This is a genomic window from Nocardioides sp. YIM 152588 (assembly GCF_040191335.1).
Classification (GTDB): Bacteria; Actinomycetota; Actinomycetes; order Propionibacteriales; family Nocardioidaceae; genus Nocardioides.
Genome location: NZ_JBEGDJ010000008.1, coordinates 1 through 11918 on the forward strand (window position 1 = coordinate 1; position 11918 = coordinate 11918).

At 72.4% G+C, this 11918-nt stretch carries 13 protein-coding genes; 2 read left to right on the forward strand and 11 right to left on the reverse strand.

Annotated features, from left to right (window positions below; translation table 11 throughout):
• Positions 1–154: 154 nt before the first annotated feature.
• The 8 genes from ABLM29_RS06135 to ABLM29_RS06170 form a co-directional block, all read right to left on the reverse strand.
• Complete coding sequence (locus tag ABLM29_RS06135; RefSeq protein ID WP_349713090.1) at positions 155–715, reverse strand: hypothetical protein; 561 nt, start codon at positions 713–715, stop codon at positions 155–157.
• 203 nt (positions 716–918) lie between these two features.
• Positions 919–1815, reverse strand: a complete 897-nt coding sequence (pdxS, locus tag ABLM29_RS06140) for a pyridoxal 5'-phosphate synthase lyase subunit PdxS (RefSeq protein WP_349713091.1) — start codon at positions 1813–1815, stop codon at positions 919–921.
• Positions 1816–1845: 30 nt separating this feature from the next.
• On the reverse strand, positions 1846–2511 hold the full coding sequence (pgsA, locus tag ABLM29_RS06145; protein ID WP_349713092.1) for a phosphatidylinositol phosphate synthase: 666 nt from the start codon (positions 2509–2511) through the stop codon (positions 1846–1848).
• A 76-nt stretch (positions 2512–2587) separates the two neighbouring features.
• Complete coding sequence (locus ABLM29_RS06150; RefSeq protein WP_349713231.1) at positions 2588–3073, reverse strand: HIT family protein; 486 nt, start codon at positions 3071–3073, stop codon at positions 2588–2590.
• Between the two features lie 41 nt (positions 3074–3114).
• Positions 3115–3834 (reverse strand): TetR/AcrR family transcriptional regulator, encoded by a 720-nt coding sequence (locus ABLM29_RS06155; protein WP_349713093.1) that lies wholly within the window; start codon positions 3832–3834, stop codon positions 3115–3117.
• Between the two features lie 58 nt (positions 3835–3892).
• On the reverse strand, positions 3893–4915 hold the full coding sequence (locus ABLM29_RS06160; RefSeq protein WP_349713094.1) for a glycoside hydrolase family 25 domain-containing protein: 1023 nt from the start codon (positions 4913–4915) through the stop codon (positions 3893–3895).
• Between the two features lie 17 nt (positions 4916–4932).
• On the reverse strand, positions 4933–6915 hold the full coding sequence (gene thrS, locus ABLM29_RS06165; RefSeq protein WP_349713095.1) for a threonine--tRNA ligase: 1983 nt from the start codon (positions 6913–6915) through the stop codon (positions 4933–4935).
• Between the two features lie 136 nt (positions 6916–7051).
• Positions 7052–7858: a lytic murein transglycosylase gene (locus ABLM29_RS06170; RefSeq protein WP_349713097.1), complete on the reverse strand. Its 807-nt coding sequence runs from the start codon at positions 7856–7858 to the stop codon at positions 7052–7054.
• Positions 7859–7960: 102 nt separating this feature from the next.
• Here ABLM29_RS06170 and ABLM29_RS06175 point away from each other — a divergent pair, with 102 nt between their 5' ends.
• Complete coding sequence (locus tag ABLM29_RS06175) at positions 7961–8539, forward strand: ArsR/SmtB family transcription factor (protein WP_349713098.1); 579 nt, start codon at positions 7961–7963, stop codon at positions 8537–8539.
• Complete coding sequence (locus tag ABLM29_RS06180; protein WP_349713099.1) at positions 8536–9327, forward strand: SRPBCC family protein; 792 nt, start codon at positions 8536–8538, stop codon at positions 9325–9327. Before ABLM29_RS06175 ends, ABLM29_RS06180 begins: the two co-directional genes overlap by 4 nt.
• Before the next feature lie 230 nt (positions 9328–9557).
• On the opposite strand, the gene ABLM29_RS06185 is transcribed toward ABLM29_RS06180, so the two are convergent.
• The 3 genes from ABLM29_RS06185 to ABLM29_RS06195 all read right to left on the reverse strand — a co-directional run bounded on the left by ABLM29_RS06185 (position 9558) and on the right by ABLM29_RS06195 (position 11905).
• Entirely contained in the window at positions 9558–9980 is a 423-nt protein-coding gene (locus tag ABLM29_RS06185; RefSeq protein ID WP_349713101.1) for an NUDIX hydrolase, read from the reverse strand.
• 67 nt (positions 9981–10047) lie between these two features.
• The gene (locus ABLM29_RS06190; protein ID WP_349713103.1) at positions 10048–10722 is read right to left on the reverse strand and encodes a DUF429 domain-containing protein; all 675 of its coding nucleotides are present in this window, start codon (positions 10720–10722) and stop codon (positions 10048–10050) included.
• Positions 10723–10738: 16 nt separating this feature from the next.
• Positions 10739–11905, reverse strand: coding sequence for an acetyl-CoA C-acetyltransferase (locus ABLM29_RS06195; protein WP_349713105.1), 1167 nt, complete (start codon positions 11903–11905; stop codon positions 10739–10741).
• Positions 11906–11918: the final 13 nt, after the last annotated feature.

An 11918-nucleotide genomic window follows, 5' to 3' on the forward strand; every position in this document is an offset into this window, starting at 1 on the left:
GGTGTAGACCTGCCCGGAGTCGATGTTGGTCACCCGGGTCATCGGCACGAAGATCCGGCGGCGGCCGAACACCTCGGCGACCAGGCCGAGCGGCCCGGCGCCCCTTCGGCGCCGGGCTGCCCGACATGTGCTGCCCCCTGGTCATCGCTCGCCGCTAGGAGAGCGTCCAGACGATCGACTGCGTCCCGGTCTGACCGGCGACGTCCGCGGGCGCGGTCGTCGGCAGCGTCACCACGACGTCGCACGAGACCGTGTCACCGGAGTCGAGGTTCGCGATCGTGACCGGCGAGCCGTCGGTGGCGGTGAAGAACGCACTGAGCGCCCCCGGACCGTAGGCGTTGGCGGACGCGCAGGTGATCTCGACGGTGACGACGTCGCAGATGTCGTTGGTGGCCGTCGGAGCACCGCCGCTGTTGCTGCAGGACTCCGCCTCCAGCGTCAGGTCGCCCGGACCGGTACCCACGTTCTCGAACGTGAGCGTCTCGGAGTTCGAGTTGACGCCGTCGGGGTCGAGCGGGCTTCCCTCCGCCCCGCCATAGGCGTCGATCGCGCAGGTGACGGTGTTGTCGCTACCGCTGACGGTCGTGCAGGTGCCCCCCGGCGCGGTGGCCGAGGTCTCCTGCAGCGCGACCGAGTCGACGGCCTCGACGGTGTTGGTGTTGTTGGTGATGATCGCGGTGCTCCACGCACCGAGCGTCCCGTTGACGCCCAGCACCAGCAGCCCCGCACCGGCGGCACCGGCCAGCCAGAGCCAGCCTCCCCGTCGCCGGTCTTCCTTTCCCTCTGGTCGGGAAACCAAATGCTTCCCGCTGTCCCCAGATCCCATTCTTCCCCCCTCAGGCATGGGTCTTGACAAGGTCCCTTTCGACCGGCGTCACCCGTACTTGAGGGGGGAGAAGGTAAAGAAAGTGAGGCTTGTCACCAACCGCGTTCGGCGAGTCGGTGCGGCTGCGGGATCTCCTCCACGTTGATGCCGACCATCGCCTCGCCCAGTCCGCGGGAGACCTTGGCGACCACGTCGGGGTCGTCGTAGAAGGTCGTCGCCTTCACGATCGCCTCGGCGCGCTGCGCGGGGTTGCCCGACTTGAAGATGCCCGAGCCGACGAAGACACCCTCGGCGCCGAGCTGCATCATCATCGCCGCGTCCGCCGGGGTGGCGATGCCGCCGGCGGTGAAGAGCACGACCGGGAGCTTGCCGGTGCGGGCCACCTCGACCACCAGGTCGTACGGCGCCTGCAGCTCCTTGGCGGCGACGTACAGCTCGTCGGTGGCCAGCGAGCCGAGCCGGCGGATCTCCTTGCGGATGGTCCGCATGTGGGTGACGGCGTTGGACACGTCGCCGGTGCCGGCCTCGCCCTTGGAGCGGATCATCGCTGCTCCCTCGGTGATCCGGCGCAGCGCCTCGCCGAGGTTGGTCGCGCCGCAGACGAACGGCACGGTGAAGCCCCACTTGTCGATGTGGTTCGCGTAGTCGGCCGGGGTCAGCACCTCGGACTCGTCGATGTAGTCGACGCCGAGCGACTGGAGCACCTGCGCCTCGGCGAAGTGGCCGATCCGGGCCTTGGCCATCACGGGGATGGAGACGGCCTCGATGATGCCGTCGATCATGTCGGGGTCGCTCATCCGGGAGACGCCGCCCTGGGCGCGGATGTCGGCCGGGACGCGCTCGAGCGCCATCACGGCGACCGCTCCGGCGTCCTCGGCGATCTTGGCCTGCTCGGGCGTGACCACGTCCATGATCACGCCGCCCTTCAGCATCTCGGCCATGCCGCGCTTGACCCGGGTGGTGCCGGTGAAGTCCTGCTGCTCGCTCATACGAACGAGTCTAGGTCGTTGTGGTGCCGCTCACTCCGAGCGGGGTCCCCCATCGGTGCTGGCCTCGGTCTCGGCGTCGAGCACGACGGCCTGGCGGTAGACCTTCAGCACCCGGAAGCCGACGGTGTAGGTGTTGGCGAACGCCAGCGCCCACAGCGTCACGTAGATCAGGACCGGGGCATCGAAGATGCCGGCCAGGCCGGTCATCACCAGGATCGAGACCAGCCGGTCGGCCCGCTCCGCGATGCCGCCCTTGGCGTCCATGCCGAGCGACTCCGCCCGCGCCCGCGCGTAGGAGGTGACCGAGCCCATCACCAGGCAGTAGAGCGTCAGGCACAGGTAGAGGTAGCTGTCGCCCTGGTCGGCTCCGGTGCCGGCGAAGTAGAGCGCCAGCCCGCCGAAGACCGCGCCGTCGCCGATCCGGTCCAGGGTCGAGTCCCAGAACGCGCCGAACCGCGACTTGCGCCCGAGCTGGCGGGCCATCGCCCCGTCGACCAGGTCGCTGAAGACGAACGCGGTGATGAACAGGACACCCGCCAGCAGCTTCCCCTGGGGGAAGAAGATCAGCGCACCGGCGACCACGCCGAGGGTGCCGACGAGGGTGACCGCGTCCGGGCTGATCCCGAGGCGGATGAACAGGCGGACGAAGGGCATCAGCACGACGCCCTGCCAGAAGTCCTTGAATCGCTCCAACATCGCGAGCACCCTAACCGGCCGCGGCTCCGGCCGCCCTGGCAGCCCCGCCACCGCGGGCGGTCCGCTGGGCCGCTCGTCAGCCCCAGGCGTCGGCCAGCAGCTCCCGGGTGTCCTCCAGCAGCTGCGGGAGCACCTTGGTCCCGGACAGCACGGTCATGAAGTTCGCATCACCGGACCAGCGCGGCACGACGTGCTGGTGCAGGTGCGCCGAGAGCGACCCGCCGGCCGGGCCGCCGAGGTTGAGCCCCACGTTGAAGGCGTGCGGCTGGGAGACCCGGCGGATCGTGGCGAGCGCCTGCTGCGTGAGCACCGCGACCTCGATCGTCTCGTCCTTGTCGAGGTCGGTGTAGTCGGCCACGTGCCGGTACGGCAGCACCATCAGGTGGCCGGGGTTGTACGGGTAGAGGTTGAGCACCACGTAGCACGTCTCCCCCCGCACGACGACGAGGTTGTCGTCGGTGGAGGTGGCCGGGTCGGGGGTGATCCGGCAGAAGGGGCACTCCGGCTTCGGCGGGCCTGCGGGCCCCGGCCCGTCCTTCTCCTCGCCGCGCACGTAGGACATCCGGTGCGGTGTCCAGAGCCGCTCCAGGCCGTCGCCCTCGCTCACTGGTGGACACCGCCGAGCGGCTGCAGGAGCTCGGTGACCGGGACCGCCGCGAGGTCGATGCCGCGGCTGGCGGCCAGGCCGTCGACCTGCGAGTAGAACGACTCGGCGAGGATGCCGATGAACACCTCGGTGTCGGGCACGCGCTCATCGCGACCGAGCCAACGCCGTACGGAGGCGAAGACGCCGCTGATCATGCCGAAGACCCACGGGTCCAGGGCGGCACGGTCGTCGGCGTTCAGGTCGGCGTCGACCGAGCCGACGACGGTCTCCATCAGCGCCTCGACGCCCGCGGCCAGGTTCTCGATGGCCGTGGTCATCGGGCTCGGGCCCGCACCGGGGAGGTCGCGCCCGGCGAACCAGATCAGGCTCGGGTGCTCGACGGCCCAGCGCACGAAGGCACCCACGACGCGAGCGGTGATCTCCCGCGGGGTCGCGTCGGGGACCAGCGCCGGCAGCAGCTCCTCGCCGATGCGGGCGAAGACCGCCTTCTGCACGGCGCGGTCCAGGTCGGCACGGTCGTCGAAGTGCCGGTAGACGACCGTCCGCGCCATCCCCGCCGCCTCGGCGACGGCCTGGAGCTGGACCTCCTCGCCGGGACGGTGGCTCTCCAGGGCGTCGATCGCCGCGTCGATGATCGCGCGCCGTCGGGCCTTGTTGTGCGCGTCCCACCGCGCCTGACGACCGTCAGGAGCTTTCCCCGTCACTGCACCGTCCATCCGTCGAAGCCGACCACTGCTCCCCCAGGCGGGGCAGCGTAGCGGGTGGCCGGCCGACTCACGTCTGGTGGAACCAACGACCGAGATCCGATTCGGTCCCGGGGCAGGTCAGGTTGTGGTCGCGCCGGTCCTCCACCCACTGCCCCAGGATCCCCTCTCCGCCCTGGATCGACCAGTCCTCGCCGCACCGGGAGAGTGCTTCCGCGGCCGAGGTCTGGCCGGCCGCACGCCACTCGGGCACGCCGAGCGCCAGGTCGCCGACCACGCCTGCCCAGAGGTGGGGCGTGGAGTACACCCCGACGTCGTACCCGGCGTCGGTGTAGCCGCGTTCCAGCCCCTCGACGACCGCCGCGTTCGCGGCGGCGTCGCCGCTCCACTCGAAGTCCGGCACGGGCTCGACGTCGATCCACACGATCGGGGTCTGCAGGCCGGCGGCGCCGATCGAGCCGATGTTGAACCGGGCCTGCTGGTAGCCGACGTTGCGCAGCCGGCCGAGTCGGGCCGCGCCGTCGAACGGCCCCTGGTCGCCGTACTCGGCCAGGGTGGCGCGGTCCGGATAGCTGGCGACGGCGTACGCCGACAGCAGCAGCCGGTGCGCGACCACCCAGTCCACCTGGTCGGCCAGGCACGGGTTCGCGGTGAAGCCGGGACCGTTGGTGAGGCCGACGACGACGAACTCGGCCCGGGGCAGGGGCATCGGCATCCCCTGGCTCCGCTTCTCGGGGATGCCCATCCCCCGCGGGCACTGCGGCCAGCTGATGTCGGCGCCGATCACGGTGCCGTCGCGCGCCTCGACGTCCTCGCTGTCGCTCCCCTGGGCCAGCTTCTCGGCGAGGTCGGCCAGCTCGCCCGCGTCCGAGCCGGGGTCGGCGGCCGTGCCGCCGTCGCCGCCCCGGGACTTCGAGGTCCCCGACGGCATGCCGGAGCCGGCCGACGCGGAGCCGGGATCACCCGACCCGTCGGCACCCGTCGTGCCGTCCGCGCCGGCCCCACCCCCGGCGCAGCCGGTCGCCAGCACGGCGGCGGCCACCGCCGCCGCGAGGCGGAGCGGGGCGCGGCGCGGCCGGCGTGGACGGAGCACGGCCGGACGCTACCGCCTCAGACCTGCTCGCGGGCCGCGACCGCGGAGACCACCCGCTCGATCGCCTCGGCGATCGGCACGCCGTTGTCCTGGCGGCCGTCGCGGTAGCGGAAGCTGACCGCGCCCGCCTCGACGTCGTCGTCGCCGGCGATCACCATGAACGGCACCTTCTGCAGCTGCGCGTTGCGGATCTTCTTCTGCATCCGGTCGTCCGAGTGGTCGATCTCCACCCGGATGCCCTTCTTGCGCAGCTCCTTGGCGACCTCGTCCAGGTAGTCCGTGTGCCGCTCCGCGATCGGGATGCCCTGCACCTGGACCGGGGCGAGCCACGGAGGGAAGGCGCCCGCGTAGTGCTCGACCAGCACGCCGAGGAACCGCTCGATGGAGCCGAACTTCGCCGAGTGGATCATCACCGGCTGCTTCTTCTCACCGCCCGCGGCGGTGTACTCCAGGCCGAACCGCGCCGGCTGGTTGAAGTCGTACTGCACGGTGCCCATCTGCCAGGTGCGGCCGATCGCGTCCTTCGCCTGGACCGAGATCTTGGGGCCGTAGAACGCCGCGCCGCCCGGGTCCGGGACCAGGTCGAGGCCGGTCTCGGTGCCGACCTGCTCGAGGATCGCGGTCGCGGTGGCCCAGTCCTCGTCGCTGCCGATGAACTTGTCCTTCTTGGCGTCGTCGCGGGTCGACAGCTCCAGGTAGAAGTCGTCGAGCCCGAAGTCGCGCAGCACGCTGAGCATGAAGTTCAGCAGGTGCTTGACCTCGTCGGGGGCCTGCTCGGCGGTGCAGTAGGAGTGCGAGTCGTCCTGGGCGAAGCCGCGGACGCGGGTCAGGCCGTGGATGACGCCGGACTTCTCGTACCGGTACACGCTGCCGAACTCGAACAGCCGCAGCGGCAGCTCGCGGTAGGAGCGACCGCGGCTGGAGAAGATCAGGTTGTGCATCGGGCAGTTCATCGCCTTCAGCTGGTAGTTCGCGCCCTCGAACTCCATCGGCGGGAACATGGTGTCCGCGTAGTGCGGCAGGTGGCCCGAGGTGTGGAACAGGCCGTCCTTGGTGATGTGCGGGGTGCCGACGTAGGAGAAGCCCTCCTCGATGTGCCGCTGGCGGACGTAGTCCTCCATCTCCCGCTTGAGCACGCCGCCCTTGGGGTGGAAGACGGGCAGGCCGGAGCCGATCTCGTCGGGGAAGCTGAACAGGTCCAGCTCGCGGCCGAGCTTGCGGTGGTCGCGACGCTCGGCCTCCTCGAGCCGGTGGAGGTGCTCCTCGAGCTCCTCTTTGCTCGGCCAGGCGGTGCCGTAGATCCGCTGCAGCTGCTTGTTCTTCTCGTCGCCGCGCCAGTACGCCGCCGCGCTGCGCATCAGCTTGAAGGCGGGGATCCGCTTGGTGGTCGGCAGGTGCGGGCCGCGGCAGAGGTCCTTCCAGGCGACCTCGCCCTTGCGGTTGATGTTGTCGTAGATGGTCAGCTCGCCGCCGCCCACCTCGACGCTGGCGCCCTCCGTGTCATCCGCGGCCCCGCCCTTGAGGCCGATCAGCTCGAGCTTGTACGGCTCGTCGGCCAGCTCGACCAGCGCGTCCGCGTCGGCGGTGACGCGGCGGGAGAACCGCTGGTTCTCCTTGATGATCTTGCGCATCGCCGACTCGAGCTTGACCAGGTCCTCGGGGACGAACGGGGTCTCGACGTCGAAGTCGTAGTAGAAGCCGTTCTCCACCGGCGGGCCGATGCCGAGCTTCGCCTCGGGGAAGACCTGCTGCACCGCCTGGGCCAGCACGTGGGCGGTCGAGTGCCGGAGGATGTCGAGCCCGTCGGCGCTGCCGATCTCGACCGACTCGACGGCGTCGCCGTCGGCCAGCTCGTAGGAGAGGTCCTTCAGCTCGCCGCCGACACGGGCCGCGATGACGTCGGTGTGGTCGGCGAAGAGCTCCCAGGCCTTGGTGCCCGTAGTGGTCACCCGCTCCTCACGCTCACCGGCGTGGATTCGGGCGACCTTGATCTCGGACACTGCGCTGCCTCCTGGGCTGGCTGATGGGTCTGGCGGGACGACGCCCGGATCCGGGCGTCACTCGATGGTATCGAGAGGCCGCCACGGACGCCCGATCGATACCCGCCGCCCGCCTACGCGCCGGGCCGGTCGCCGCTCATCCGACGGCGTTCCCGTACGCCGTGGCGGCCTCCGCCACCCGGTTGACGTAGGCGACGTCGTGGTTGAAGGCCGTCACCGCCCGGATCCAGGAGTCGGGCTGGGTCAGGTCGCCGCCCGCGGTGCACAGGTAGGCGGCCGCGGTCAGGGCGGCGTCGTCGAGGTTCTGCGCGTCGGCCACGCCGTCGCCGCTGCCGTCGACGGCGAAGGCGATCCAGGTGGCGGGGATGAACTGCATCGGCCCGACGGCGCGGTCCCACTCCGGGTCACCGTCGAGCGCGCCGTCGTCGGTGTCGGCGATCGCGGCCACGCCGTCGCCGTTCAGCGCGACCCCGGTGATCGGCGGTCGGGCGTTCCCCCGGCGGTCGAGCTCAGCGTCGCCGATGGAGCCGTGCTCGGACTCGACGAGTCCGATCGCGGCCAGCGTGTTCCAGCCGATCCCGCACGCGGGGTGGCTGGCCCGGGTCGCGAGCGTGGCGCCGGCGTAGGCGGCGAGCGCCCGCGGCGGGATCCGGGTGGCCTCGGCGGTGTCCTCGACCCAGGTCGGGGCGACCAGGTCCGCGATCGACGGCGCCGTCGTCGCCGGGGCGCCGGCGCCGACGCCCGCGCCCTCCGCCGCGGCACGTGTCGGCGCCGAAGCCGACGGGGCCGCCGACGGCGCCGCCGCGGCCGCGACCGTGTCGGTGGCGGGGATCGACACTGTCGGGGCACCGCCGCCGACGGTGAGCGCGACGCCCAGAGCGCCCGTGCCCACCATCAGGGCACAGGCCACCGCGGGCGCGATCCAGGTCCGGTCGATCCTCATCGGCGCCCAGTCTGGCGGCGAACCGGCAAGCGCGTGCGGTCGGGTGACGGATCTCCCCGGTAGCCCCTTGACAGTATTTCTTGTCAAGCGCATCGTGACGGGATGCAGGACGTCGAAGTCATCGAGAGCACGGAGGCAGCCGCCGCTGCCCTGGACCCGGTCCGCGCCCGACTGCTGAGCGAGCTGGCCGTCCCGGCCTCCGCCGCCGGGCTCGCCGCCCGGGTCGGCATCGCCCGCCAGAAGGTCAACTACCACCTCAAGGCACTCGAGGCGCACGGCCTGGTCGGGCTGGCCGACGAGCGCCGGCACGGCGGCATCACCGAGCGGGTGCTGCAGGCGTCCGCGGCGTCGTACGTCGTCTCGCCGGCGGCGCTCAGCGCGTCCGCGGCCGACCCCGACGCCAACGCCGACCACCTCTCGGCCGCCTACCTCGTCGCGCTGGCCGGCCGGCTCGTGCGCGAGGTCGGCGCCCTGGCGCGCCGCGCAGGCGCGTCCGGCACACGCCTTCCGACGCTGACCATCGACACACGGATCGGCTTCCGGTCGGCCGCCGACCGGGCCGCCTTCGCCGACGACCTCACCGCCGCGGTGCTCGACCTGGCCGCCCGCTACCACCACGACGACGGGCGCCCGCACCGGCTCGTCGTCGCCGCCCACCCCGTTCCCGAGGAGAACCCATGAGCAGCACCCCCGACGTCCCGTACCGCCTGGAGTTCAGCGTCGAGGTGCCGGGCACCCCGGACCAGGTCTGGCAGGCCATCGCCACCGCCCGGGGCATGAGCGCGTGGTTCACGCCGACCGAGATGGAGGAGCGCGAAGGCGGCTCCCTGCACTTCACCATGGGCCCGGAGATGGGCTCGGACGGCCGGGTCACCCGCTGGGACCCGCCCCACCGCCTCGTCTACGAGGAGGACTGGGCCGCCCTCATGGGCAAGGCCCCCGACGCGCTCAGCCCGCTGACGTCTGAGTTCGTCGTGGAGGCCCAGTCCGGCGGCACCTGCATCGTGCGCGTCACCAGCAGCGGCTTCGGGACCGGAGCCGCGTGGGAGTCGGAGTTCTGGGACACCATGGCCCCGGGCTGGATGCCGTTCTTCGACAACCTCCGCCTCTACCTCGCGCACTTCCCCGGCCAGGAGGCCACCCACCTGGAGGCCTCCGCCTCCCATCCCGGCGGTGCGGAGGACCTCTGGTCGGCCCTGCGCGACGCGCTCGGGCTGGGCGAGGAGGGCGCCGCCGCCGCGGTGCGCGGCGCCACCGGCACCGTCGTGCGCGTGGGCGACCGGCAGACCCTGCTCCGGCTCACCGCGCCGGTGCCAGGGATGCTCAGCGTCTACGCGTGGGACGAGGGCGAGGGCAGGGCGACGGCCGGCGTGCGGGCCTACCTGTTCTCCGCCGACGCCGCGGACTACGCACGGCGCGAGCAGCCGGCCTGGCAGGCGTGGCTCGAGGGGTTGTCCGTCCCGGCCTGAGCCGTTCGCGAGGGCGGGGGTCGTGTGGGCGGGGTCGTGTGCCTGAGGGCCCGGTATTGCGATGCGTGGGGCACACACCCGAAGCGCCAGGCGGCGGGGCAGGGTCGTGTGCCCAGCAACCCGCTGTGCCGATGCCTCAGGCACACGACCCAAGCCCGGCCCGGCCTTGCCCGGCCCTGCCCGGCCGGCGACCGATCCTCCGCGGCACCGGGCCGGCCACCAGCGAGCCACTACCTCGACGCGAGCGCCTCGAGGGCCAGCGGCACGAACGGCGCCAGGTCCAGGTCGGCCACGTCCCGGCGAGGGATCCAGCGAACCTCGACCGAGCTGCCGCCGGGCGCCTCGCTGCGCAGGGGCCGTTCCTCGGCCAGCGTCGCCCGGTAGATGATCCTGACGCTGTGCAGGCCGGCCCCCTGGTTCTTGCCGACGTCGCTCAACACCCGGTCGAGGTGGAGGTCGGCGACGACCTGCCCCGTCTCCTCCTCGACCTCCCTCCGCACGCCGTCCTCGGGGTGCTCGCCGTACTCGACGCCTCCCCCCGGCAGGAACCACCGCCCCGAGTCCGCGGGCGCGGCCCTGACGAGCAGGACGCGACCACGGGCGTCGGTCAGCACGGCGTAGGCGGCGATGCGCTGTCGTCGATCAGCGTTCATGCCGTCACGCTACGGCGCGTCCCGTACTGAGCCGGTCGAAGCGCATCGGCACTCTGGCACCGCGCCGTCAGGCCCAGATCGCGGCGGCGACTCCCCCGCCCAGGTCCTCGGGCGGGTCGGGATGGGAGATCGCGCGGCCGTCGGCGTACCGGCGGGCGGACCAGGCGGCGATCGCGGCGTCGAGGACGTCGTCCACGCCGGCGTACTCCCCGGCGCGCCCCAGGTCGGAGGGCGGCGCGAGGCCGACGGCGGCGAGGATCGCCCGACGTTCCTCTCCCCCGGCCCAGGTGCTCTTCGGGTGCCGCAACGGGCCGCCCGCCGCGGTGGCGAAGCTGACCTCGGGGTGCACCTCCAGGACCGGGCGCCCGGCCGCGGGCAGCCAGCCGTCGACGTCGAGGATCTTGTGCCGCAGCGCGTAGGCCTGCTGGCTGATCCCCTTCCCGGTGACCGCGACGTTGATCGCGGTGGCCTCGCGGTGCGTCGGCGCGAGCAGCGCGTCGCGCACCGGCGTGGTGAAGACCGAGGACGAACGGGCGCCGACCAGCGCCCGGGCCACCCGGTCCGCTACCCGCGCGCCCGCGGTGGGCAGGCCGATCGGGATGTCGATGCCCACCACCGAGACCGGGCCTTCGCGGTCGGCGGCCGCCAGCAGCGCCGCGATGGTGACGCCGAAGTAGCCGCGGCCGTCGTCGCTGACGCCGACCCAGCCCTTGCGGCAGGCGTCGACCCCGAGGACCCGCACCGCGACCAGGCTCCGCTCAGCCCAGCCGCTCGATGATCGTCACGTTGGCCTGGCCACCGCCCTCGCACATGGTCTGCAGGCCGAACCGGCCGCCGGTGCGCTCGAGCTCGTTCAGCAGCGTGGTCATCAGCCGGGTGCCGGTGGCGCCGATCGGGTGGCCCAGCGCGATCCCGCCGCCGTTGACGTTGACCTTCTCGTGCGGCGCGCCGGTCTCCTTCATCCAGGCCAGTACGACAGAGGCGAACGCCTCGTTGCACTCGAAGAGGTCGATGTCGTCGATCGTCATCCCCGCCTTGGCCAGCGCGTGCTTGGTCGCCTCGATCGGTCCGGTGAGCATCCAGACCGGGTCGTCGCCGCGCACCGAGAGGTGGTGGATCCGGGCCCGCGGCGTCAGGCCGTGGTCGGCGACCGCCTGCTCGGAGGCGATCAGCATCGCCGAGGCGCCGTCGCAGATCTGCGAGGCGACGGCCGCGGTGATCCGGCCGCCGGGCGCCAGCGGCTCCAGGCCGGCCATCTTCTCCAGCGAGGTCTCCCGCGGGCACTGGTCGACCTCGAACACCGATCCGTCGGCGAGCGTGAGCGGGACGATCTCGTTCCCGAACCGCCCTTCGGCCGTCGCGGCGCGCGCCCGCTCGTGCGACGCCAGCGCGAACGCCTCCATCTCCTCCCGCGAGAGGTCCCACCTGCCGGCGATCATCTCGGCCGACCGGAACTGGCTGACCTCCTGGTCGCCGTACCGCTTGAGCCAGCCGGGCGACTCCGCGAACGGCGTGGTGAAGCCGTACTGCTGGCCGACGATCATCGCCGCCGAGATCGGGATGGCGCTCATGTTCTGCACGCCGCCGGCGACGACCAGGTCCTGGGTGCCGGACAGCACGCCCTGCGCCGCGAAGTGGACCGCCTGCTGGGAGGAGCCGCACTGGCGGTCGATGGTGACCCCGGGGACGTGGTCCGGCAGGCCCGCGACCAGCCACGCGGTGCGGGCGACGTCGCCGGCCTGCGAGCCGATGGTGTCGCAGCAGCCGAGGATCACGTCGTCCACGGCGCCCGGGTCCACGCCGGTCCGCTCGACCAGCGCGTTGAGCGTGTGCGCCGCGAGGTCGGCCGAGTGCACGTCGGCGAGCGCTCCCCCGCGCTTGCCGACGGCGGTCCGGGCGGCGTCGACGATGTAGGCCTCAGGCATGGTCGGTCCTTTC

Coding starts and splice junctions, on each gene's coding strand:
- pdxS (WP_349713091.1), bottom strand. CDS start 1,815: ATGAGCGAGCAGCAGGACTTCACCGGCACCACCCGGGTCAAGCGCGGC.
- pgsA (WP_349713092.1), bottom strand. CDS start 2,511: ATGTTGGAGCGATTCAAGGACTTCTGGCAGGGCGTCGTGCTGATGCCC.
- ABLM29_RS06150 (WP_349713231.1), bottom strand. CDS start 3,073: ATGTCCTACGTGCGCGGCGAGGAGAAGGACGGGCCGGGGCCCGCAGGC.
- ABLM29_RS06155 (WP_349713093.1), bottom strand. CDS start 3,834: ATGGACGGTGCAGTGACGGGGAAAGCTCCTGACGGTCGTCAGGCGCGG.
- ABLM29_RS06170 (WP_349713097.1), bottom strand. CDS start 7,858: ATGAGGATCGACCGGACCTGGATCGCGCCCGCGGTGGCCTGTGCCCTG.
- ABLM29_RS06175 (WP_349713098.1), top strand. CDS start 7,961: ATGCAGGACGTCGAAGTCATCGAGAGCACGGAGGCAGCCGCCGCTGCC.
- ABLM29_RS06180 (WP_349713099.1), top strand. CDS start 8,536: ATGAGCAGCACCCCCGACGTCCCGTACCGCCTGGAGTTCAGCGTCGAG.
- ABLM29_RS06185 (WP_349713101.1), bottom strand. CDS start 9,980: ATGAACGCTGATCGACGACAGCGCATCGCCGCCTACGCCGTGCTGACC.
- ABLM29_RS06195 (WP_349713105.1), bottom strand. CDS start 11,905: ATGCCTGAGGCCTACATCGTCGACGCCGCCCGGACCGCCGTCGGCAAG.